Source organism: Streptomyces sp. NPDC036764 (assembly GCF_055609385.1).
In genome coordinates this window covers 317381-341061 of record NZ_JBVJPT010000007.1, presented here as the reverse complement: position 1 = coordinate 341061, position 23681 = coordinate 317381, and the positions used below count along the sequence as shown (strand labels likewise).

The 23681-nt window shown below is 70.4% G+C and carries 19 protein-coding genes; 17 read left to right on the top strand and 2 right to left on the bottom strand.

Annotation, left to right across the window (positions count from 1 at the left end):
• Positions 1-206 precede the first annotated feature (206 nt).
• On the top strand, positions 207-1589 hold the full coding sequence (locus ACZ69Q_RS26495) for a nitrate/nitrite transporter (protein WP_471046244.1): 1383 nt from the start codon (positions 207-209) through the stop codon (positions 1587-1589).
• 152 nt (positions 1590-1741) lie between these two features.
• A complete protein-coding gene (locus tag ACZ69Q_RS26490; RefSeq protein ID WP_471046243.1) occupies positions 1742-2893 on the top strand; it encodes a uroporphyrinogen-III synthase in 1152 nt (383 codons plus the stop codon).
• A 164-nt stretch (positions 2894-3057) separates the two neighbouring features.
• Here ACZ69Q_RS26490 and ACZ69Q_RS26485 read toward each other — a convergent pair whose 3' ends face one another.
• Positions 3058-3603: an anthrone oxygenase family protein gene (locus tag ACZ69Q_RS26485; RefSeq protein WP_471046241.1), complete on the bottom strand. Its 546-nt coding sequence runs from the start codon at positions 3601-3603 to the stop codon at positions 3058-3060.
• A gap of 206 nt (positions 3604-3809) precedes the next feature.
• Between ACZ69Q_RS26485 and ACZ69Q_RS26480 the strand changes: the two genes are divergently transcribed.
• The 6 genes from ACZ69Q_RS26480 to ACZ69Q_RS26455 all read left to right on the top strand — a co-directional run bounded on the left by ACZ69Q_RS26480 (position 3810) and on the right by ACZ69Q_RS26455 (position 10911).
• Complete coding sequence (locus ACZ69Q_RS26480; RefSeq protein ID WP_471046239.1) at positions 3810-4406, top strand: CGNR zinc finger domain-containing protein; 597 nt, start codon at positions 3810-3812, stop codon at positions 4404-4406.
• Positions 4407-4725: 319 nt separating this feature from the next.
• Positions 4726-5247, top strand: a complete 522-nt coding sequence (locus tag ACZ69Q_RS26475; protein WP_010039908.1) for a sigma-70 family RNA polymerase sigma factor — start codon at positions 4726-4728, stop codon at positions 5245-5247.
• Positions 5248-5306: 59 nt separating this feature from the next.
• Entirely contained in the window at positions 5307-6089 is a 783-nt protein-coding gene (locus ACZ69Q_RS26470) for an anti-sigma factor family protein (RefSeq protein WP_471046237.1), read from the top strand.
• Positions 6090-6159: 70 nt separating this feature from the next.
• Complete coding sequence (locus tag ACZ69Q_RS26465; protein ID WP_471046236.1) at positions 6160-8532, top strand: HelD family protein; 2373 nt, start codon at positions 6160-6162, stop codon at positions 8530-8532.
• 312 nt (positions 8533-8844) lie between these two features.
• Positions 8845-10269: an NAD-dependent malic enzyme gene (locus ACZ69Q_RS26460; RefSeq protein WP_471046234.1), complete on the top strand. Its 1425-nt coding sequence runs from the start codon at positions 8845-8847 to the stop codon at positions 10267-10269.
• A 360-nt stretch (positions 10270-10629) separates the two neighbouring features.
• Positions 10630-10911 carry an HU family DNA-binding protein gene (locus ACZ69Q_RS26455; protein WP_007382399.1) on the top strand — a complete coding sequence of 94 codons (282 nt, stop codon included), beginning with the start codon at positions 10630-10632 and terminating at the stop codon, positions 10909-10911.
• 160 nt (positions 10912-11071) lie between these two features.
• Here the strand turns inward: ACZ69Q_RS26455 and murA are convergent, their stop codons facing one another.
• Entirely contained in the window at positions 11072-12412 is a 1341-nt protein-coding gene (gene murA, locus ACZ69Q_RS26450; protein WP_107905685.1) for a UDP-N-acetylglucosamine 1-carboxyvinyltransferase, read from the bottom strand.
• Between the two features lie 254 nt (positions 12413-12666).
• Between murA and ACZ69Q_RS26445 the strand changes: the two genes are divergently transcribed.
• From ACZ69Q_RS26445 to ACZ69Q_RS26405, 9 genes are all read left to right on the top strand, one after another.
• Complete coding sequence (locus ACZ69Q_RS26445) at positions 12667-13239, top strand: YqgE/AlgH family protein (protein ID WP_030946849.1); 573 nt, start codon at positions 12667-12669, stop codon at positions 13237-13239.
• A gap of 29 nt (positions 13240-13268) precedes the next feature.
• A complete protein-coding gene (locus ACZ69Q_RS26440; RefSeq protein WP_471046231.1) occupies positions 13269-13556 on the top strand; it encodes a DUF3039 domain-containing protein in 288 nt (95 codons plus the stop codon).
• Positions 13557-13767: 211 nt separating this feature from the next.
• Entirely contained in the window at positions 13768-15072 is a 1305-nt protein-coding gene (locus ACZ69Q_RS26435) for an extracellular solute-binding protein (protein ID WP_471046229.1), read from the top strand.
• Positions 15069-16070 (top strand): carbohydrate ABC transporter permease, encoded by a 1002-nt coding sequence (locus ACZ69Q_RS26430; protein WP_471046227.1) that lies wholly within the window; start codon positions 15069-15071, stop codon positions 16068-16070. The genes ACZ69Q_RS26435 and ACZ69Q_RS26430 overlap by 4 nt, the downstream gene beginning before the upstream one ends.
• A gap of 14 nt (positions 16071-16084) precedes the next feature.
• Positions 16085-16918 (top strand): carbohydrate ABC transporter permease, encoded by an 834-nt coding sequence (locus ACZ69Q_RS26425; protein WP_471046358.1) that lies wholly within the window; start codon positions 16085-16087, stop codon positions 16916-16918.
• 1 nt (position 16919) lies between these two features.
• Positions 16920-18545 (top strand): beta-N-acetylhexosaminidase, encoded by a 1626-nt coding sequence (locus ACZ69Q_RS26420; protein WP_471046226.1) that lies wholly within the window; start codon positions 16920-16922, stop codon positions 18543-18545.
• Between the two features lie 236 nt (positions 18546-18781).
• Positions 18782-19675 (top strand): FAD binding domain-containing protein, encoded by an 894-nt coding sequence (locus ACZ69Q_RS26415; RefSeq protein ID WP_471046224.1) that lies wholly within the window; start codon positions 18782-18784, stop codon positions 19673-19675.
• Complete coding sequence (locus tag ACZ69Q_RS26410) at positions 19672-21369, top strand: (2Fe-2S)-binding protein (protein WP_471046222.1); 1698 nt, start codon at positions 19672-19674, stop codon at positions 21367-21369. Before ACZ69Q_RS26415 ends, ACZ69Q_RS26410 begins: the two co-directional genes overlap by 4 nt.
• A complete protein-coding gene (locus ACZ69Q_RS26405; protein ID WP_471046221.1) occupies positions 21366-23675 on the top strand; it encodes a xanthine dehydrogenase family protein molybdopterin-binding subunit in 2310 nt (769 codons plus the stop codon). The genes ACZ69Q_RS26410 and ACZ69Q_RS26405 overlap by 4 nt, the downstream gene beginning before the upstream one ends.
• The last annotated feature ends 6 nt before the right edge of the window (positions 23676-23681 follow it).

The following is a 23681-nucleotide window of genomic DNA, read 5'->3' as shown; positions in this document are numbered from 1 at the left end:
TCCCGCTCTCCCCTGTACAGGGGCCCTTACGGCGCCTGTATATAGGGGCACGGCCAGCAAAACCTCTCATCCCCCCTCCCCACCCAGTGAGAGCAAAGTTCCTTTCCGGTCACTCGGTGCCACAGGCAGGAAACGCGCCCTCCCTACCTTCGGGGTCAGCCACTCGTAGGCGTGACGCGACCTAGCCCGAAGACCGTGGAGGCGACATGACAGCCCCTAGCCCAGCCCCCGTCGTAAGTCGGGGAGGCCGCTGGATCGAGCACTGGGACCCCGAGGACGAGACCTTCTGGAACGAGACCGGGGAGAAGGTCGCCCGGCGGAACCTGTTCTTCTCCGTGCTCTCGGAGCACATCGGGTTCTCGATCTGGACGCTGTGGTCCGTGATGGTGCTGTTCATGGGGCCGGAGTACGGACTGACCCCCGCCGACAAGTTCTTCATCGTCTCGATGGCCACGCTCGTCGGCGCCGTCGTCCGGGTCCCGTACACCTTCGCCGTCGCCGTCTTCGGTGGCCGGATGTGGACGGTCATCTCGGCGAGCCTGCTGCTCCTGCCGACGATCGCCGCGTTCGTCGTGATGGAGCCGGGGACCTCGTTCAACACGTTCCTGCTGTGCGCGATGCTGGCCGGCGTCGGCGGCGGTAACTTCGCCTCCTCCATGACCAACATCAACGCCTTCTTCCCTCTCCGTAAGAAGGGGTGGGCGCTCGGTCTGAACGCCGGTGGCGGCAACATCGGTGTACCCGTGGTGCAGCTCGTCGGTCTCGCGGTCATCGGCGCCAGCGCCGGCCCGCGCGTCCTGCTGGGGATCTACATCCCGTTCATCGTGATCGCGGCCGTCCTCGCCTGGCTGAAGATGGACAGCATCTCGTCCGTGAAGAACGACACCGGCGCCGCCAAGGAGGCTGTGAAGGACGCCCACACCTGGATCATGTCCTTCCTCTACATCGGCACCTTCGGCTCCTTCATCGGCTACAGCTTCGCCTTCGGCCTGGTCCTTCAGACCCAGTTCGGCCGTACGCCGCTCCAGTCCGCCTACGTCACCTTCATCGGCCCGCTGCTGGGCTCCCTGATCCGCCCTGTCGGCGGCTGGCTCGCCGACCGCTACGGCGGCGCGAAGATCACGCTGTGGAACTTCGTCGCCATGGCCGCCGCGACCTCGGTCATCATCGTGGCCTCGATGCAGAAGTCGCTGCCGCTGTTCACCACCGCGTTCATCGCCCTGTTCGTGCTGACCGGCCTCGGCAACGGCTCGACGTACAAGATGATCCCCGGCATCTTCCAGGCGAAGGCCGCCGCCAAGGGGCTCACCGGTGAAGAGGCCGCGTCCTACAGCCGCAGGCTCTCCGGTGCCTCCATGGGCCTCATCGGCGCGGTGGGCGCGCTCGGCGGACTCGGCATCAACCTCGCCTTCCGCCAGTCCTTCCTGACGGTCGGCTCCGGCACCGGCGCGTTCGTCGCCTTCCTCGCCTTCTACGGCCTCTGCTTCTTGGTCACCTGGGCTGTATACCTTCGCCGCCCGGCTGCCGCCGAGACCGACGCCACACCCACCACGGAGGCAAAACCACAGCTCAGCTACGCCGAGGTGTGACGTAACACCGCCGACATCAAGCCGAACCGAGCCTGTCACGCACCGTTGACAGGCTCGATCGGCATGCGGGTGTCACCACCGTGGGTGCGATCAGGAACACCGACGGTGTGCACCTGGGGCAGGCAACACAACTCGAGTGCGGGACGAGAGTTATGTACGACGAACAGCAGCAACCCGAACACGGGCCCCTCGCGGGGTTCACCGTGGGCGTGACCGCCGCGCGCCGCGCCGACGAGCTCGGGGCCTTGCTCCAGCGGCGCGGCGCCGCCGTTCTGCACGCCCCAGCCCTGCGGATCGTGCCACTCTCCGACGACAGCGAACTGCTCGCGGCCACCAAGGAGATCATTCAGAGGACGCCGGACGTAGTGGTCGCCACGACCGCGATCGGGTTCCGGGGGTGGATCGAGGCCGCCGACGGCTGGGGGCTCGGCGAGGACCTGCTGGCCGGGCTGCGCGAGGTCGAGCTGCTCGCGCGCGGGCCCAAGGTCAAGGGCGCGGTGCGGGCCGCCGGGCTGACCGAGGAGTGGTCGCCGTCCAGCGAGTCCATGGCCGAGGTGCTGGACCGGCTGCTGGAGGAGGGCGTCGAGGGGCGCCGTATCGCCGTACAACTGCACGGTGAGCCGCTGCCCGGGTTCGTGGAGGCGCTCCGGGTCGGTGGAGCGGAGGTGCTCGGGGTGCCGGTCTACCGGTGGCTGCCGCCGGAGGACATCGGCCCGGTCGACCGGCTGCTGGACGCCGCGGTCTCCCGTGGTCTGGACGCCGTCACCTTCACCAGCGCGCCCGCCGCCGCGTCGCTGCTGTCCCGGGCGGAGAAGCGGGGGCTGCTGCCCGAACTGCTCGCCGCCTTCGCCCACGACGTCGTTCCGGCCTGCGTCGGGCCGGTCACCGCGTTGCCCCTCCAGGCGCTCGGCGTCGACACGGTCCAGCCCGAGCGTTTCCGGCTCGGGCCGCTCGTCCAGTTGCTCTGCCAGGAACTTCCCGGACGGGCCCGCTCGTTGCCGGTCGCCGGTCACCGGGTGGAGATCCGGGGGCACGCGGTCCTGGTGGACGGTGCGTTGCGACCGGTGCCGCCCGCCGGGATGTCCCTGCTGCGGGCGCTGTCGCGGCGGCCGGGGTGGGTGGTCGCCCGCTCCGAGCTGCTGCGTGCGCTGCCGGGTGCCGGGCGTGACGAGCACGCGGTGGAGACGGCGATGGCTCGGCTGCGGACGGCTCTTGGGGCGCCGAAGCTGATCCAGACGGTGGTGAAGCGGGGGTATCGGCTGGCGCTGGATCCGGCCGCCGATGCGAAGTACGCGGACGCATGAGGTTCTTCGCCCCCGCCGCCCCTACCCTCCCCCACTCTCGGCTTCGCTCGAGCGGGGGGACCCTCATCGTCCCCGGGGGGCTGCCGCCCCGGACCCCCGCTTCGGCCCTCAACGGCCTCGTCCTCAAACGCCGGACGGGCTGAAAGGTGCGGACCGGCTCGTCGTCATATGCGTGACGGGCTGAAAGAACCTGACCTGCCGCGTCCTTGAACGCCGGACGGGCTGAAAGATGAGGACCGGCCGTACCCCGCCAGCGCCCGCCCAAGGCACCCCACCGCCACCGTCGACAGCACCGCCCGCACCACATTCCACGCCACCCACGGATCCTCGAACTCCTCCCGCAGCGCGGCCGGAGCCCCGGTGTCCGTGAGGGCGTTGTTCAGCGGGATGTTGAAGGCCACGGTCACCAGGAAGGCCAGCCCGTACGCGGCCAGTGCCGCCCATACCCACCAGCGGTACTGCTGACCGCGCAACTGCCACGCCGACACCCCCGTCAGCACCAGCGCCCCGAGGAAGGCCGGCAGGAACACCGGGTTCTGGATCACGTCGTTGATGTCGCGCATCACCTCGACGAACACCCGGTCGTCGCTGCGTGCCAGCGCCGGCATCACGGCGCAGGCGAAGATGTAGAAGGCCCCGGCGATCAGGCCCGTCGCGACCATGGCCGCGCCCAGTACGGTTCCGGCGAGTGCGTTGCTCCGTCGTGTCATGTCCCTCAGTCAACGGCCGCGCGGGCCCGCCGAACATGGCCGTCACGCGCAGCCGCATACGCGGTCGTCCAGCGCCAACCGCCGGTACGAGGGGTTCCGGCTCCGCCACCGGGCAGGCACTGTTAGGGGGAACGGTTCCCCAGCTCTCCTCACGGCATCTCACCGACCCCTCCTGACCGGGTTGACCCCTAGGCGGTGACAGGCACATGGCACTGGGTACGGCCACGGACCCCTACGAACTGCGGTTCGGCGCCGGGCGGATCTGTCTGGATCTCCTCGCGACCACACACCCGGAGGAACGGTTCGACTCCGTCGAGGTGCTGTGTGCCTGGATCGTCGGCGCCGGCCTCGTCCCGCCCGGCACCCCGCTGGCCCAGGCCGGCGCGCCCTGGCTCGTGGACTTCCGCGAACTGCGCGGGCGTATAGGGCAGTTGGTACGCGGCGCTCTCGCCGCCGAGCGCTGGCCGTCGTACGACATCGCGCTCGCCCGTGTGAACGACCTCGCCCGCGTCGCGCCTCCGGCCCCGCGTGCCGTGCGTGTGGAGGACGGCACGCTGGTGCGGGAGTTGGACCGTCCGCCGGAGTGCGCCGCGCTGCTCGGGGCCGTCGCGCGGGACGCCCTGGAACTGCTCACCGACCCCGTCGCGCGGGCCGCGCTGAGGGAGTGCGAGGGGGACAACTGCCCCATCGTCTACCTCGACACATCACGGGGGCGCAGGAGGCGCTGGTGCTCCAGTGAGGTCTGCGGGAACCGCGAAAGGGTCGCCCGGCATCGCCGTCGAGTGGCACTCACGCGAGCCTGAAAGTCCGTTATGGGCCTTCTGTGAAACGGCTGTCGAAGTGATTTCTATTACACGCCGTTTACCTACGCCACCGTAGGGAAGTCTGGAGATGATCTTGCCGCTGTGACGGAAATGTAAAGATCGCGCGGTGGGAATGTGCTGCCATGTCCCGCTCGTCACGTCACTCCGAAGAAAACTGTCGCCTCACTTTGAACACTCAACGGGCTGCTTCCGTACGGGTAGTCGAGCGACCGACTGGGGGAACCCCCGGACATCGGAGGTGGGCGTGCGCAAGGATTCCGTCGTGGCCAATGAACGTGGAGCGAGGGCCCGACATCGCATGTCCCAGCCCTCGGAACCAGATGAGGAGCTGATGCGTGCGCTGTACAGAGAGCACGCCGGACCCCTCCTTGCGTATGTCCTTCGACTGGTCGCCGGTGACCGGCAACGAGCAGAGGACGTCGTGCAGGAGACGCTCATCCGTGCCTGGAAGAACGCCGGACAGCTCAATCGAGCGACCGGATCGGTACGCCCCTGGCTGGTGACGGTCGCCCGGCGCATCGTCATCGACGGCCACCGCAGCCGGCAGGCCCGGCCGCAGGAGGTCGATCCGTCGCCGCTGGAGGTCATCCCCGCGGAGGACGAGATCGACAAGGCGCTGTGGCTGATGACGCTGTCGGACGCACTCGACGACCTGACCCCCGCCCACCGGGAGGTTCTCGTGGAGACGTACTTCAAGGGGCGTACCGTCAATGAGGCGGCCGAGACGCTGGGCATACCCAGCGGCACCGTTCGCTCAAGGGTTTTCTATGCCCTGCGGTCGATGAAGCTGGCTCTGGAGGAGCGGGGGGTGACGGCGTGATGAGTGTTTACGGGGGAAACCAGGGATTCGGGATGGGCGGTTCGGGTATGTCTGGGTCCATGAGCCCCACCCAGGGACAGCCGGGCCCGAACGAGCACGAAACCGTCGGCGCCTACGCCCTCGGGATTCTCGACGACGCAGAGGCAACCGCTTTCGAGATTCACCTCGCGACCTGCGAATGGTGCGCCCAGCAGCTCGACGAACTCGCCGGTATGGAGCCGATGCTGGCCGCGCTGGCGGACCTGCCCGGTTCCGGTTCGCCCGCGATCGGCGAGTCCCTGTCGGCGAAGCCCAGCCCGCGCATGGTGAACAACCTCGTCGACGAGGTCGCCGAGCGGCGCGCCCAGAAGCGCCGGCGCAGCTTCTACATGGTCGCCGCGGCGGCAGCGCTGATCGTCGCAGGACCGTTCGCCGCGATGGCGGCCGGTGGCGGCGACGACGGCGGTGGTGACGGCGCGAACCGCGTCGTGACGGCGGCCAACCCCGCCAAGGACCTGTTCACCAGCATCAAGAACAAGGTCTCGGGTACCGACGCGAAGACCGGGGTCACCGCGACCGTCGCCCTGCAGGAGAAGCTCTGGGGCACCGAGACGGGCCTCGAACTCAAGGGCGTCAAGGGACCGCTCAAGTGCTCCCTGATCTTCGTCGGCAAGGACGGCGAGCGTGAGACCGCCTCCTCCTGGTCGGTCGGCAAGTGGGGCTACGGCCTCCCGGACTCCGAGAACGAGCAGGCCCGCAACCCGCTGTACGTCAGCGGTGGCGTGTCCATGGCCCCCGACGACGTCGATCACGTCGAGGTCATGACCTTCGACGGAAAGAAGCTCGTCCAGGTCGACGTGTAGCCGACGTAGCTTTTCCGGGTCCCCTTCGCGTACGGTTGACGGCTGCCCAGCACGTCAGAAGGGGGCCCGGGTGGCCGCTCAGGCTCAACAGGAATCCGCGCTCGACTCCGTGCGAGACCGAGAGATCGGTGTCGAACAGGAACACCTGGACCGGGTGTACCGGCGCCTTGAGGAAAAGATCCACGAGGCGGAGTTCCTCATGAACGACGCGGCCAAGCGCGGCCAGGTCGGCACGCCCGGAGCGCTCGCGGAGCGGGACGCGCAGGTCTTCCGGGCGGGCGTTCACCTCAACCGCCTCAACAACGAGTTCGAGGACTTCCTCTTCGGGCGGATCGACCTGCTGTCCGGCAAGGACGGCAAGAAGGGCCCGGACGGCGCCTACACCGCCGTCGAGCCCGCCGAGGGCGCGGTCCGCGAGGACAACACCGCCGACATCGCCGAGACCCTGCACATCGGCCGCATCGGTGTGCTCGACGCCGACTACGCCCCGCTGGTCATCGACTGGCGGGCCCCGGCCGCGGCGCCCTTCTACCGCTCGACCCCGGTCGACCCCGGGCGGGTCGTACGGCGCCGGGTCATCCGCTCCAAGGGCCGCAAGGTCCTCGGCGTCGAGGACGACCTGATGCGCCCCGAGCTCAAGGCCTTCCTCGACGGTCACGAACTGCCCGTCATCGGCGACGGCGCCCTCATGGCCGCGCTCGGCCAGGCCCGCACCCACACCATGCGGGACATCGTGGCGTCCATCCAGGCCGAGCAGGACCTGGTCATCCGCGCCCCCGCCGCCTCGGTGACCTACGTCGAGGGCGGACCGGGCACCGGCAAGACCGCCGTCGCCCTGCACCGCGCCGCCTACCTGCTCTACCAGGACCGGCGCCGGTACGCGGGCGGCATCCTGATCGTCTCGCCGACCCCGCTGCTGGTGGCGTACACCGAGGGCGTGCTCCCCTCGCTCGGCGAGGAGGGCCAGGTCGCCATCCGCGCGATCGGCTCCCTCGTCGACGGCGTCGAGGCCACGCTGTACGACTCCCCGGCCACGGCCCGCGCCAAGGGCTCGTACCGCATGCTCAAGGTGCTGCGGAAGGCGGCGCGGGGCGCGCTGGAGCAGGGGCCGGGCGGCCGGACCGCCTCCGGTGCCGGCGCGGCGAACCGGGCGGGGCAGCTCGCGTTCGGCGACGACACCGGCGCACCCGTCACCGGCCCTCCCACCCGCCTGCGCGTGGTCGCCTTCGGGCGCCGGCTGGAGCTGGAGGCCGACGCGCTGGAACGCGTCCGCCGCAACGCGCTGAGCGGTACGGCCCCCGTGAACCTGCTGCGCCCGCGCGCCCGCAAGCTGCTGCTCGACGCCCTGTGGGCACAGTCGGGCGGCGCCACCCGGCACACCGACCCCGAGCTCGCCGCCGAGCTGCGCTCCTCCTTCGACGAGGACGTCACCTCGGAGGACAGCTTCATCGCCTTCCTCGACGCCTGGTGGCCGGAGCTCACCCCGAAGGCCGTCCTGGACGCGATGTCCGACGAGCGACGGCTCGGCCGCTGGGCGCGCCGGATCCTCAACCCGGGCGAGGCGCGCAAGGTGGCCCGCTCGCTCAAGCGGGACGGCCTCACCGTGCACGACATCGCCATGCTGGACGAGCTCCAGGCGATCCTCGGCACCCCGGCCCGCCCCAGGAAGAAGCGCGAGCTCGATCCGCTCGACCAGCTCACCGGCCTGGACGAGCTGATGCCGGTGCGCGAGGAGTCGCAGCGCGAGCGCGCCGAGCGGCTGGCCGCCGAGCGCACCGAGTACGCCCATGTCATCGTCGACGAGGCCCAGGACCTCACGCCGATGCAGTGGCGGATGGTGGGCCGCCGGGGCCGCCACGCGACCTGGACGATCGTCGGCGACCCGGCCCAGTCGTCCTGGTCCGACGTGGACGAGGCGGCAGAGGCCAGGGACGAGGCCCTCGGCAGCCGCCCGCGCCGCCGCTTCCAGCTCACCGTGAACTACCGCAACCCGGCCGAGATCGCCGATCTCGCGGCCAAGGTGCTGGCCCTCGCCATGCCGGGCTCGACGGCACCCTCGGCGGTCCGCTCCACCGGGGTGCGGCCCCGCTACGCCGTCGTACGGGACTCCCTCGCCCGGACGGTCCGCGACGAGGCCGCCCGGCTGCTCGACGAGGTCGACGGCACGATCGGCGTCGTGGTCGCCATGCAGCGGCGCGAGGAGGCGGCCAAGTGGCTGGCCGGGCTCGGTGACCGGGTGGTGGCGCTCGGCAGCCTGGAGGCGAAGGGCCTGGAGTACGACGCCACGATCGTCGTCTCCCCGGCGGAGATCGCGGACGAGTCACCGGCCGGACTGCGTGTGCTGTACGTCGCGCTGACCCGGGCGACCCAGCAGCTCACGGTGGTCTCGGGGGAGCGGGACGAGCCGGACGCGTCCGGGGTGCCGGACCTGCTCAGAGATTGATCCGGATGAACCACGGTTGCGGGAATGGCCTTACGGGATCCGTTTGTTAGCCTGGGTGTGACACCGGCTCGATCCAAGCCCCCGGGCCCAACCTTCGTCGCTACGAGCGACCACTTGCCGCGAGGCGAGCATGGCGGGTCGGTGTCATGAACGTAGAAGAGACCCACGTCACGATGTGACGTGGGTCTCTTTTCTTGCGAAGGCGTGGCGAACAATACGTTCGCAATCCACGCCCGGCTAACTCCTACTCAGCGGTAGGTGCGACGATCGGACGGCATACCAGCCACACGGTGAAAGCAGAGGAAGTCGGCCATGGCAACGGCGCCCAGCGTCTCCTACTCGATGACGGTCCGGCTGGAGGTGCCCGCGAGCGGAACCGCGGTCTCCCAGCTCACCGGAGCCGTCGAGTCCCACGGAGGCTCGGTGACCGGCCTCGACGTGACCGCGTCCGGCCACGAGAAGCTCCGGATCGACGTCACCATCGCCGCCACCTCAACCGCGCACGCCGACGAGATCGTCGAGCAGCTCCGCGGCATCGAGGGCGTCACCCTGGGGAAGGTCTCGGACCGTACGTTCCTCATGCACCTCGGCGGCAAGATCGAGATGCAGTCCAAGCACCCCATCCGCAACCGTGACGACCTGTCCATGGTCTACACGCCGGGTGTGGCCCGCGTCTGCATGGCCATCGCCGAGAACCCCGAGGACGCGCGGCGCCTGACCATCAAGCGCAACACCGTTGCGGTCGTGACGGACGGCTCCGCGGTCCTGGGCCTCGGCAACATCGGCCCGATGGCCGCCATGCCGGTCATGGAAGGCAAGGCAGCGCTCTTCAAGCGCTTCGCCGACATCGACGCCTGGCCGATCTGCCTGGACACCCAGGACACCGACGCGATCGTCGAGATCGTCAAGGCGATCGCCCCCGGGTTCGCCGGCATCAACCTCGAGGACATCTCCGCCCCGCGCTGCTTCGAGATCGAGGCCCGTCTGCGCGAGGCCCTCGACATCCCCGTCTTCCACGACGACCAGCACGGCACCGCGATCGTCGTACTCGCCGCCCTGACCAACGCACTTCGTGTGGCGGGCAAGGCGATCGAGAACATCCGCGTCGTCATGTCCGGCGCGGGCGCGGCCGGTACGGCCATCCTCAAGCTGCTGATCGCGGCGGGCGTGAAGAACGCCGTCGTCGCCGACATCCACGGCGTCGTGCACGCCGGCCGTGAGGACCTGCGCCAGGCCCCCGCCGACTCGCCGCTGCGCTGGATCGCCGACAACACCAACCCCGAGGGTCTGACCGGCACGCTGAAGGAGGCCGTGCGCGGCGCGGACGTCTTCATCGGCGTCTCCGCCCCGAACGTTCTCGACGGCGCCGACGTGGCCGCCATGGCCGAGAACGCGATCGTGTTCGCGCTCGCGAACCCGGACCCCGAGGTCGACCCCGCAATCGCCCGTCAGACGGCGGCAGTTGTGGCCACGGGCCGCTCCGACTTCCCGAACCAGATCAACAACGTGCTGGTCTTCCCGGGCGTCTTCCGCGGTCTGCTGGACGCTCAGTCCCGCACCGTCAACACGGACATGATGCTCGCGGCTGCGAAGGCGCTGGCGGATGTGGTGACCGAGGACGAGCTGAACCCGAACTACATCATCCCGAGCGTCTTCAACGACAAGGTCGCGGGCGCGGTCGCCGGCGCGGTGCGGGAGGCCGCGAAGGCGGCGTCCGCGGTGCCGTCGGGCGAGTAATCACACGGGTTTCGGGCCTCACAGACCCGAAAAGTGTGCATGGGCTGTGAGGATCGCCACGGCAAGCCCTTGTGACGGCGCGTCGTGGAACCAAGGGCCTGTGGCCGCCGTTTATCGTGACGGCCAAGCTCAGGCCCTCTCTTCGTGTGACTCCCAAGGGTGTTCTCACGACTCCTCCGGGCGCCGGATTGGCTTTCCCGCCGCAGGTAGGGGCAGGATGCGTCTCTGGGCGCGAGGGTCTGACGACGGACCCGGGTCCCGGGTCGCACCGAGGACCCTGGCAGCATCGACATCGCTGTGCCCGACATGCGGCTCCGCCGCGTGGCACGCCTCAAGGCAAATGAACACGGGAGTAACAACATGAACCGCAGTGAGCTGGTGGCCGCGCTGGCCGACCGCGCCGAGGTGACCCGCAAGGACGCCGACGCCGTGCTGGCCGCGTTCGCCGAGACCGTCGGCGAGATCGTCGCCAAGGGCGACGAGAAGGTCACCATCCCCGGCTTCCTGACCTTCGAGCGCACCCACCGTGCCGCTCGCACCGCTCGCAACCCGCAGACCGGCGACCCGATCCAGATCCCGGCCGGCTACAGCGTGAAGGTCTCCGCGGGCAGCAAGCTCAAGGAAGCGGCCAAGGGTAAGTAAGGGCGCGAGCGCCGTTGTGGCGTGGCGCCGCGGGCGACTGCGGGCCCGTCCCTGGCAGGTCGCGCAGTTCCCCGCGCCCCCCTAGGGCGCTGCAGTAACGCCGATGGGGCGGCCACCCGGAACCGGGTGGCCGCCCCATCGGCGTTCTGCTTTCCGTATGTCAGCCGAGTGCCTTGCCGGGCAGTTCGACCTTCGCCCCCAGCTCCACGAGCTTCTCCATGAAGTTCTCGTAGCCGCGGTTGATGAGGTCGATGCCGTGGACTCGGGACGTGCCCTGGGCCGCCAGCGCTGCGATGAGGTACGAGAAGCCGCCGCGCAGGTCGGGGATGACGAGGTCGGCGCCCTGGAGCTTCGTCGGGCCGGAGACCACCGCGGAGTGCAGGAAGTTGCGCTGGCCGAAGCGGCAGTCGGAGCCGCCGAGGCACTCGCGGTAGAGCTGGATGTGGGCGCCCATCTGGTTCAGCGCGGACGTGAAGCCGAGGCGGGACTCGTAGACCGTCTCGTGGATGATGGACAGGCCCGTGGCCTGCGTCAGGGCGACCACCAGCGGCTGCTGCCAGTCCGTCTGGAAGCCCGGGTGCACGTCGGTTTCGAGGGCGATGGACTTCAACTGGCCACCGGGGTGCCAGAAACGGATGCCCTCGTCGTCGATCTCGAAGGCACCGCCCACCTTCCGGTAGGTGTTGAGGAACGTCATCATCGAGCGCTGCTGGGCGCCACGGACGTAGATGTTGCCCTCGGTCGCGAGCGCGGCGGACGCCCAGGAGGCGGCCTCCAGACGGTCCGGCAGGGCGCGGTGGTTGTAGCCGCCGAGCCGGTCCACACCGGTGACGCGGATCGTGCGGTCGGTGTCCATCGCGATGATGGCGCCCATCTTCTGCAGGACGCAGATGAGGTCCTCGATCTCCGGCTCCACGGCCGCGTTCGAGAGCTCGGTGACGCCTTCCGCGAGGACGGCCGTCAGCAGCACCTGCTCGGTCGCGCCGACGGACGGGTACGGCAGCCGGATCTTCGTGCCGCGCAGCCGCTGCGGAGCCTCCAGGTACTGCCCGTCCGCCCGCTTCTCGATGGTCGCGCCGAACTGGCGCAGCACCTCGAAGTGGAAGTCGATGGGCCGGCCGCCGATGTCGCAGCCGCCGAGGCCGGGGATGAACGCGTGCCCGAGGCGGTGCAGAAGGGGACCGCACAGGAGGATCGGGATACGGCTCGAACCCGCGTGGGCATCGATGTCAGCGACGTTCGCGCTCTCCACGTGCGAGGGGTCCATCACCAACTCGCCCGGTTCCTCACCGGGCCGGACCGTGACCCCGTGCAGTTGCAGCAGGCCGCGTACGACACGAACGTCCCGGATGTCCGGAACGTTGCGCAGTCGACTCGGCTCGCTGCCCAGCAGAGCGGCGACCATTGCCTTCGGTACGAGGTTCTTCGCACCGCGGACACGGATCTCGCCCTCCAGCGGGGTTCCGCCGTGGACAAGCAGGACATCGTCGTTGACGGTCATGTATCTCGCGTTCCGATGAGTTGGGCAGGGGCCAGGAGGGAAAGGGTAATCGCCGTCGCCCCCCCTTCAGTAAGCCCAAGTACGGCTCAGGAACGTCATAGCTCTGTCACAACACGAACGGTTCCCCGTCGGGCACGAGCGGTCACCGTCGCGGACCGTGCGCCGGGCGGCGCTTCCGTCCGCCCTGAGCTGCATTCACTCCCGAACCGGCATTGCCTCCCCATGCGAAGGGAAGATGCGGGATCATGTCTGGCATGACCGAGGTGTCCTCGCTCACAGGGCGGTTGCTCGTGGCAACGCCCGCCCTGGCGGACCCGAACTTCGACCGCGCGGTGGTGCTCCTTCTCGACCACGACGAGGAGGGCTCTCTCGGTGTCGTCCTCAACCGTCCGACCCCCGTGGACGTCGGCGACATCCTGGAGGGCTGGGCGGATCTCGCCGGCGAGCCCGGCGTCGTCTTCCAGGGCGGCCCGGTGTCCCTGGACTCGGCGCTCGGCGTGGCCGTCATCCCCGGTGACGCGAACGGCGAGAGCGCCCCGCTGGGCTGGCGCCGGGTGCACGGCGCGATCGGGCTCGTGGACCTGGAGGCGCCGCCGGAGCTGCTCGCCTCGGCCGTCGGATCCCTGAGAATCTTCGCCGGGTACGCCGGCTGGGGCCCCGGCCAGCTCGAGGACGAGCTGGTGGAGGGCGCCTGGTACGTCGTGGAGTCCGAGCCGGGCGATGTGTCCTCGCCGTCCCCGGAAGGACTGTGGCGCTCGGTGCTGCGCCGCCAGCGCAACGAGCTCGCGATGGTGGCCACCTACCCGGACGACCCGTCGCTCAACTGATGCATGTGAGCTTCAGTACTCTTGGCGGTATGAGCACTCTCGAGCCCGAGCGCGGGACTGGTACGGGGACCCTCGTCGAGCCCACGCCGCAGACTTCCCACGGCGACGGCGACCACGAGCGCTTCGCCCACTACGTCCAGAAGGACAAGATCATGGCGAGCGCCCTCGACGGCACCCCCGTCGTGGCGCTGTGCGGCAAGGTCTGGGTGCCCGGCCGCGACCCGAAGAAGTACCCCGTGTGCCCCATGTGCAAGGAGATCTACGAGTCCATGGGCGCCGGCGGTGGCGACGACAAGGGCAAGGGCGACAAGAAGTAGACCGTCCGGTCCGGTGGTCCTGAGGCCCTCAGGGTGCGTTTTGCGCGCCCTGAGGGCCTTTGTGCTGCCCGCGCGTTGCATGGAGTGCGTCCGCCGGTCACAGAGTGGTTGAGACCTCTTGTGGTCGTGTTCATGAACTCCCTAGCCTCCCGAGTGTTGTGCACAGCGAAACCGTCATTGCGCATGTTGCAACACCTTTCGGAGGAGCATCATGAAGCCGTCCGTCCGCTCGCTCAGGATCTCCGCGCTCGCGGCCGCCGCGCTCGTCGTCGCCGCCTGCGCCCCCCAGACTTCCGACAACGCCTCCTCCGACAAGGACGAGAAGACCGGCACCCTGCGGGTCTGGCTGTTCCAGGAGGTCGGCAACCAGCCCAAGGAGAAGGTCGTCGACTCCGTCGTCGCCGCCTTCGAGAAGGAGCACGAGGGCGCGAAGGTCGACGTCGAGTACATCCCGGTCGAGACCCGCGCCCAGCGCGTGAAGGCCGCCTTCAACGACCCGAAGTCCGCGCCCGACGTCATCGAGTACGGCAACACCGACACCGCCGGCTATGTGAAGGACGGCGGACTCCTCGACGTCACGAAGGAGTTCGGCGACTGGAGCGAGGCGAAGGACACCGACCCCACCGCCAAGCAGTCCGTCACCGTGGACGGCAAGATCTACGGCGCCCCCTTCTACGTCGGGGTGCGCGCCCTGTACTACCGCACCGACATCTTCGAGGAGCTCGGCCTCGAAGTCCCGAAGAACATGGCCGAGTTGGCGACCACGGCCCGCAAGATCCGGGCGGCCGAGCCCGAGCTGTACGGGCTCGTGGTGGGCGGGGCGTACACCTACGGCGCGATGCCGTTCGTGTGGGCCAACGGCGGTGAGCTGGCCACCGGCAAGGGCGGCTCGTACGCCTCGGCCATCGACAGCGAGGCCGCCCGCAAGGGCATCGAGCAGTACACGTCCCTCTTCTCCGACGACAACTGTCCCGCCGCCAAGTGCGCGGGTATGGGCGGCAACGACACGGTGACCGCGTTCGCGGCCGGCAAGGCGGGCATGGCGATCGGCGGCGACTTCAGCCACGCGGCCGTGGAGGCCGGGAAGGTGAAGGGCAAGTACGCGGTCGTGCCTCTGCCGGGGGTGAAGGCCGGGTCCGTCGCGCCGGCGTTCGCCGGGGGCAACAACATCGGCGTCCTGAAGAGCACGTCGCACCGCACGCTGGCCGTCGATCTGATGGAGCAGCTCACCTCGAAGAAGACGCAGGCGTCGATGTTCGAGGCGATGGGCTTCCTGCCGACGTTCGGGGACGTACGGGAGACGGCGGCGAAGGAGGAGCCCTTTGTGAAGCCCTTCGTCGAGACCCTGTCGTCGGGGACGAAGTTCGTGCCCGCGTCGCCGGCGTGGTCGGAGATCGACTCGTCCCTCGTCCTGCCGACGATGTTCCAGGAGGTCATCAGCGGTAAGAAGGATGTCGCCGGGGCTTCGGGGGATGCGGCGAAGAAGATGGACGAGGCGTTTGGTTCCGTCGGATGACAGCGCCTACCGGGGTGGGGGCTGCGGATCGGTCGCGGGTGCCGGCCGACGGTGGCTTGTCGCGCCCACGCGGCGGTAGCCGCAAATTCAACACAGCCCCGCGCTCCTATCGCCGTCCGCGTGGACGGAGTCAGAAGACACCCTGGCTCTATCTCGCCCCCGCCCTCGTCGTCCTCGGCGGGCTGCTCGTCTACCCCGTCTACCAGCTCGGGCTGATCTCGTTCTTCCAGTACACACAGGCGCAGGTCAGCGGTGGGGAACCGACGACCTTCCAGGGGTTCGGGAACTACTCGGAGCTGTTCTCGGACTCCCAGTTCTGGCAGGTGCTGTTCGCCACGGTCGTCTTCGCGGCGGCCTGTGTCGTCTCGACGCTCGCCGTCGGCTGCTTCCTCGCCGTGCTGCTCACGCGCGTGCGTGCCGTGCCGCGGCTGGCGCTGATGATGGCCGCGCTCGGGGCCTGGGCGACCCCGGCCATCACCGGGTCGACGGTGTGGCTGTTCCTGTTCGACCCGGACTTCGGGCCGGTGAACCGCCTGCTCGGGCTCGGTGACCACTCCTGGACGTACGGGCGGTTCAGCGCCTTCTTCCTGGTGCTGCTCGAAGTGGTGTGGTGCTCCTTCCCGTTCGTGATGGTGACGGTGTACGCCGGTATCCGCGCCGTCCCGTCCGAGGTGCTGGAGGCCGCCGCGCTGGACGGCGCCTCGCAGTGGCGGACCTGGCGGTCGGTGCTGGCGCCGATGCTGCGGCCGATCCTGGTGGTCGTCACCATCCAGTCGGTGATCTGGGACTTCAAGGTCTTCACCCAGATCTACGTCATGACCAACGGCGGCGGCATCGCCGGCCAGAACCTCGTGCTGAACGTGTACGCCTACCAGAAGGCCTTCGCGTCCTCGCAGTACAGCCTGGGCTCCGCGATCGGCGTGGTGATGCTGCTGATCCTGCTGGCGGTGACGCTCGTGTATCTGCGGCTGCTGCGCAGGCAGGGGGAGGAGCTGTGAGGTCCATGAATCCGATGAGTCTCGTACGGCGGCCCTGGCGGCTGCTCGCGGAGGCGTCCGCGCTGCTGATCGCCGTGGTGGTGGCGTTTCCGCTGTACTGGATGGTGCTCGGCGCCTTCAAACCGGCCGGGGAGATCGAGTCGAGCGAGCCGCGGCCGTGGACGCTGGACCCTTCCCTGGATTCCTTCCGGCGCGTCTTCGAGCAGAACGAATTCGGCCGTTACTTCCTCAACAGCCTTGTCGTCGCGTGCACCGTCGTGATCGCCTCGGCGCTGATCGCGTTTCTCGCGGCGACCGCGGTGACCCGATTCCGGTTCCGCTTCCGGACCACCTTGCTGATCATGTTTCTGGTGGCCCAGATGGTGCCGGTGGAGGCCCTGACGATCCCGCTGTTCTTCCTCATGCGGGACTTCGGCCAACTGAACACGCTCGGGTCGCTGATCCTGCCGCACATCGCCTTCTCGCTGCCGTTCGCGATCTGGATGCTGCGGGGGTTTGTGAAGGCCGTTCCGGAGGCCCTGGAGGAGGCCGCCTACATCGACGGGGCGAGCCGGTCGCGATTCCTGTGGCAGATCCTTTTCCCGCTGGTCTTCCCGGGGCTTGTGGCCACAAGCGTTTTCTCCTTCATCTCCGCCTGGAACGACTTCCTGTTCGCCAAGTCCTTCATCATCAGCGACACCTCGCAGTCCACCCTGCCGATGGCGCTGCTCGTCTTCTACAAGCCGGACGAGCCGGACTGGGGCGGAGTGATGGCGGCCTCCACGGTGATGACGATTCCGGTACTGATCTTCTTCGTGCTCGTGCAGCGACGGCTGGTGTCGGGGCTGGGCGGAGCGGTAAAGGACTGACGTGACTGAACTGATTCCGATGCCCTGCGATGCCGTCGCCGGTACCGGCGAGGTAAGGCTGACGGCGTACTCCCGGATCCATGCCGGCCCGGCGACCGAGGGCGTCGGTCACTGGCTCGGCACCGTGCTGCGCCAGGCCACCGGACTGCCCCTGCGCGAGGGGTGGGAACTCGACGACACCGACGGCGACGGCATCGGGCTTCGACTCGGCCCCGGGCTGCGCCCCGAGGAGTATCGCCTCGTCAGCGGCCCGACCGGCGTCCTGATCGAGGGCGGCAGCGCGGCCGGTGTCTTCTGGGGCGCCCAGACGCTGCGTCAGCTACTCGGCCCCGACGCGTACCGCGCGGCCCCCATCGACCGCGACCGCGTCTGGGCCGTGCCGCACGTCACCATCGAGGACGCCCCGCGATTTCGCTGGCGCGGCGTCATGCTCGACGTGGCCCGGCACTTCATGCCCAAGGACGGCGTCCTGCGCTACCTGGACCTGCTGGCGGCACACAAACTGAACGTCTTCCACTTCCATCTGACGGACGACCAGGGCTGGCGCGTCGAGATCAAGAAGTACCCCCGGCTCACCGAGATCGGCTCCTGGCGGGCGCGCACGAAATTCGGCCATCGGGCCTCCCCGCTGTGGGAGGAGAAGCCGCACGGTGGCCACTACACCCAGGACGACATCCGCGAGATCGTCGCGTACGCCGCCGAGCGGCATATCACCGTCGTCCCGGAAATCGACGTACCCGGCCACTCGCAGGCCGCCATCGCCGCGTACCCGGAACTCGGCAACACCGACGTCATCGACACCTCCGCGCTCTCCGTCTGGGACACCTGGGGGATCAATCCGAACGTACTCGCCCCCACTGACAACACCCTGCGCTTCTACGAGGGGGTGTTCGAGGAAGTCCTGGAACTGTTCCCCTCGCAGTTCATTCACGTCGGGGGCGACGAATGCCCCAAGGACCAGTGGCGGCAGTCGGCCACCGCACAGCGGCGCATCCGGGAACTCGGGCTGAAGGACGAGGACGAGCTCCAGGCGTGGTTCATCGGCCACTTCGACACCTGGCTCACCGCGCGCGGGCGCCGGCTCATCGGCTGGGACGAGATTCTGGAGGGCGGGCTCGCGAAAGGCGCGGCCGTGTCGTCCTGGCGCGGATACGCGGGCGGTGTCGCGGCCGCCCGCGCCGGTCACGACGTCGTCATGTGCCCGGAGCAGCAGGTGTATCTGGACCACCGTCAGGACCCGGGCGGCGACGAGCCGGTGCCGATCGGCTACGTGCGCACCCTGGAGGACGTCTATCGGTTCGAGCCCGTTCCCGCGGAGTTGACGCCGGACGAGGCCCGGCACGTGCTCGGCACGCAGGCCAACCTGTGGACCGAGGTGATGGAGGACCGGGCGCGCGTGGACTACCAGGCGTTTCCGCGCCTGGCCGCCTTCGCCGAGGTGGCCTGGAGCGGCCTGCCCGCCCCGGCGGAACGGGACTTCGCGGGCTTCGAGCGCCGACTGGCCGCCCACTACGGGCGACTTGACGCCCTCGGGGTCGCGTACCGGCCACCTACGGGACCGCGGCCCTGGCAGCGGCGCCCCGGAGTGCTGGGCCGTCCGATCGACGGGCCGCCCCCGAACAGATAATGGAAAAAAACCGGCAAGGGGTCACCGAAGAGTGTCAATCGGTACGCACTGGTGATGCCGGGTGATGCCGTGCGAAAACGGACTATCTCCCTGATCAGGTGGGCGAATGCCTCCTAGCGGACCCCTGTCTTCGTGCCCTGCGAAGATGTGCCAGAGTTGCCACGTCCGCCCTGTCAGCACGTACCGTACGGCAACACAGGTGGGACCAGGTGGGGCAGCGGGAAGGGGCAGCCGGTTTGACCACGCACGCACCGCAGGCGGCGCAGGCCGTCACGCTGCCCACGACGCTGGACGAGGCCGTGGCGGCACTCGCGGCCATGCCCGCCGCCGTGCCCGTCGCGGGCGGCACCGACCTCATGGCCGCCGTCAACTCCGGGCAGCTCAGGCCCGCCGCCCTGGTCGGTCTCGGCCGGATCAGCGAGATCCGCGGCTGGCAGTACCAGGACGGCCACGCGCTGCTGGGCGCCGGTCTCACGCACGCCCGCATGGGCCGCCCCGACTTCGCGGCCCTCATCCCGGCGCTCGCCGCCGCCGCACGCGCCGCGGGCCCGCCGCAGATCCGCAACGCCGGCACCCTCGGCGGCAACATCGCCTCGGCGTCCCCGACCGGTGACGCGCTGCCGGTGCTGGCCGCCCTCGAAGCGACCCTGATCGTCGCGGGCCCGGGCGGAGCCCGCCGCGAGATCCCGGTGTCGCACCTGCTGGCGGGCATGGAGATGCTGCGCGCCGGCGAACTCATCGGCTACGTGCGCGTGCCGCTGCTGCACGCCCCGCAGGTCTTCGTCAAGGCCACCGGCCGCACCGGCCCGGGACGCGCGATGGCGTCCGTCGCGGTCGTGCTCGACCCCGCCCGGCGCGGAGTCAGGTGCGCCGTCGGCGCCATAGCGCCCATGCCGCTCAGGCCCCTGGAGGCCGAGCAGTGGGTCGCCCAGCTCATCGACTGGGACAACAACCGCGCGATCGTGCCCGAGGCGCTCAGCGCCTTCGGCGAGTACGTCGCCGCGGCCTGCATCCCCGACCCGGCCCCGGCCGAGGACGGGTCCGTGACCCAGCATCCGCCCGCCGTACTGCACCTGCGGCGCACCGTCGCCGCGCTGGCCCGACGAGCACTGGGGAGGGCGCTGTCGTGACCGACGACCAGCACGGAGAGGGCACGCCCCAGGGCAGGGGCCGCTGGGACCCGCTGCCCCAGGGCGAGTACGACGACGGCGCCACCGCCTTCGTCAAGCTCCCCGAAGGGGGCATCGACGCCCTCCTGGCCAACTCCGACAGCCCGCTCGCCGCACCCGGTCACGGATACGTCCCGCCGCAGATAACGGTTGCGCCGGGCACCGGCACCGACCCCTCGGCCCCCGGCGGCTGGCCGGCCGCGGGCACCCCCGCCGAGGGCTCCCGGTGGCCCGACCCGAACGCCGCGCAGGACACGGGCGGCGACCGGTTCACGTACAACCCCGGGGCCACCCAGCAGTGGAACTTCTCGGAGACCGCGGCGGGCCAGGACACCGGCGCGCCGGGCCAGGACGTCACCGGGCAGTGGTCGATCCCTGTTGCCGGCGGTGACCTTCCGGACGAATCGGGCGAGTTCACCACGTCGTCGCTCGTCGAGCAGTGGGGCGGCACCCCGCCGGCCACGCTGCCGGGCGGCGCGGCCGCACCCTGGGCGGCGCAGCCGACCGGGCAGCCGTGGGGACAGCAGGCGCAGGCGGCGGCCGGTGAGGCGCTGGGAACCGCGCCCGCGCCCGGGCGGCCCGCCGATGCCGGGCACGTTCCCGGCCGCCCGGGACCGCACGCCGGCGACCCGCATGCCGCACCCGCCGACGGGCAGCCCGGCCGGCGACCCGTCGGAACCGGGCCCGCGTCCGCCGGATTCACCCCGGACGGCGAGCCGTCCGCGAGGCCGGGCGCGTTCACCCCGGACGGCGAGCCGTCCGCGATGCCGGGCGCGTTCACCCCGGGGCGCTCCGAGCGGCCCGCCGAGGAGTCCGCCGAAAGCGCATCAGAGGCCTCGCAGGCCGCTCCCGGCGCCGACGAGCCCGCCTCCGAGGGTCCGGACGCCCGAGGCGCCACAGAGGCCCCCCAGGGCCCCGCAGAGCCCTCCGCCGAGAGCGCACCCGCCGGCAGCGACTCGAACCCCGAGGCCGCCGAGGACTCCGAGCAGGCCGACGACGCACCGCCGCCGCCCGGCGAGGAACACCCCCTGGCCTCCTACGTGCTGCGCGTCAACGGCGTCGACCGGCCCGTCTCGGACGCCTGGATCGGCGAGTCGCTGCTCTACGTGCTGCGGGAACGGCTCGGCCTCGCGGGCGCCAAGGACGGCTGCTCGCAAGGCGAGTGCGGCGCCTGCAACGTGCAGGTCGACGGACGGCTCGTCGCGTCCTGCCTGGTGCCCGCCGTGACCGCCGCCGGCAGCGAGGTACGCACCGTCGAGGGCCTGGCCGTCGACGGGCAGCCCTCGGACGTGCAGCGGGCGCTCGCGCGCTGCGGTGCCGTGCAGTGCGGCTTCTGCGTGCCGGGCATGGCGATGACCGTGCACGACCTGCTGGAGGGCAACCCGGCGCCCACCGAGCTGGAGACGCGCCAGGCGCTGTGCGGCAACTTGTGCCGCTGCTCCGGCTACCGGGGCGTGGTGGACGCCGTCCAGGAAGTCGTAGCCGAGCGCGAGGCGCACACCGGTGCCGACGACGGCGAACACGACGGGGACGAGCCGCGTATCCCTCACCAGGCGGGCCCGGGGGCCGGCGGGGTCAACCCGTCGGCGTTCGAGGCACGGGGCCTCAGGGGACCGCATGACCAGGCGTACGGCCAGGACGGAGGCCAGGCGTGAGCAACGAAGCCGCCACCGCGACCACAGCCGCGGAGGCAGCACCCGCCCCCGAGCCGATCCCGCACGGCCTCGGCGCCTCACTGCAGGCCGCCGACGCCCGCGCCAAGACCGAGGGCACGTTCCCGTACGCGGCCGATCTGTGGGCCGAGGGCCTGCTGTGGGCGGCCGTACTGCGCTCGCCGCACCCGCACGCGCGCATCAAGTCCATCGACACCGCCCACGCGCGGGAGATGCCCGGTGTACGGGCCGTCGTCACGCACGAGGACCTGCCGGGCAGCCCGCTGTTCGGCCGTGGCAAGGCCGACCGCCCGGTCTTCGCCTCCGAGGTCGTACGCCACCACGGCGAGCCCATCGCCGCCGTCGCCGCCGACCACCCCGACACCGCGCGGCTGGCCGCCGCGGCCGTCATCGTCGAGTACGAGACGCTCGACCCGGTGACCGACCCCGAGCAGGCCTTCGAGGCCGAGCCGCTGCACCCCGACGGCAACCTGATCCGGCACATCCCGCTGCGCCACGGCGACCCGGACGCGGCAGGCGACATCGTCGTCGAGGGCCTGTACCGCATCGGCCGCCAGGACCCGGCCCCGATCGGCGCCGAGGCGGGCCTCGCCGTACCGCGGCCCGACGGCGGCGTGGAGCTGTACCTCGCTTCCACCGACCCGCACACCGACCGCGACCGGGCCGCCGCCTGCTACGGCCTGGACCCGGAGCGCGTCAAGGTCGTCGTCACCGGCGTGCCCGGCGCCACCGCCGACCGCGAGGACCAGGGCTTCCAACTCCCGCTCGGCCTGCTGGCGCTCAAGACCGGCTGCCCGGTGAAGCTGACGGCCACGCGCGAGGAGTCCTTCCTCGGCCACACCCACCGGCACCCCACCCTTCTGCGGTACCGCCATCACGCGGACGCCGAGGGCAAGCTGGTCAAGGTCGAGGCGCAGATCCTGCTGGACGCGGGCGCCTACGCCGACACCTCCTCCGAAGCGCTGGCCGCCGCCGTCGGCTTCGCCTGCGGCCCGTACGTCGTCCCGAACGCCTTCATCGAGGGCTGGGCCGTACGCACCAACAACCCGCCGTCGGGCCATGTGCGCGGCGAGGGTGCCATGCAGGTGTGCGCCGCCTACGAGGCGCAGATGGACAAGCTGGCCAAGAAGCTCGGCATGGACCCGGCGGAGCTGCGCCTGCGCAACGTGCTGGCCACCGGCGACGTCCTGCCGACGGGTCAGACGGTGACCTGCCCGGCCCCGGTGGCGGAGCTCTTGCAGGCCGTACGGGACTACCCGCTTCCGGCCCTGCCCAAGGACACCCCCGAGGACGAGTGGCTGCTGCCCGGCGGCCCCGAGGGCGCGGGCGAACCGGGCGCCGTGCGCCGGGGCGTGGGCTACGGCCTGGGCATGGTGCACATGCTCGGCGCCGAGGGCGCCGACGAGGTCTCCACGGCGACCGTGAAGGTCCACGACGGCGTGGCGACGGTGCTGTGCGCCGCCGTCGAGACCGGTCAGGGCTTCACGACCCTGGCCCGGCAGATCGTCCAGGAGACCCTCGGCATCGACGAGGTGCACGTGGCACCCGTGGACACCGACCAGCCCCCGGCGGGCCCGGGCTGCCGCGGCCGTCACACCTGGGTGTCGGGCGGCGCGGTGGAGCGGGCGGCCAAGATGGTCCGTACGCAGCTCCTGCAGCCCCTGGCGCACAAGTTCGGCATGTCCACGGAGCTGCTCCAGATCACCGACGGCAAGATCACGTCGTACGACGGCGTCCTGTCGACCACCGTCACCGAGGCGTTGGACGGCAAGGAGCTGTGGGCGACGGCACAGTGCCGTCCGCACCCGACCGAACCGCTGAACGAGGCCGGCCAGGGCGACGCCTTCGTGGGCATGTCCTTCTGCGCGATCCGCGCGGTGGTCGACGTCGACATCGAGCTGGGTTCGGTGCGCGTGGTCGAGCTGGCCCTCGCCCAGGACGTCGGGCGGGTGCTGAACCCGGCGCAGCTCGAGGCGCGGATCGAGGCGGGTGTGACCCAGGGCGTGGGCATAGCGCTCACGGAGAACCTGCGCTCGGCACGCGGCCTGGTCCGGCACCCGGACCTGACGGGCTACTCCCTGCCGACGGCCCTGGACGCCCCCGACATCCGGATCGTGAAGCTGGTCGAGGAGCGGGACGTGGTCGCGCCCTTCGGCGCGAAGGCGGTCAGCGCGGTGCCGGTGGTGACGTCGCCGGCGGCCATCGCGTCCGCCGTGCGCGCGGCGACGGGCCGTCCCGTGAACCGGTTGCCGATCCGGCCGCAGGCCGCGGTGGTCAACGCGCAGTGAGCCGCC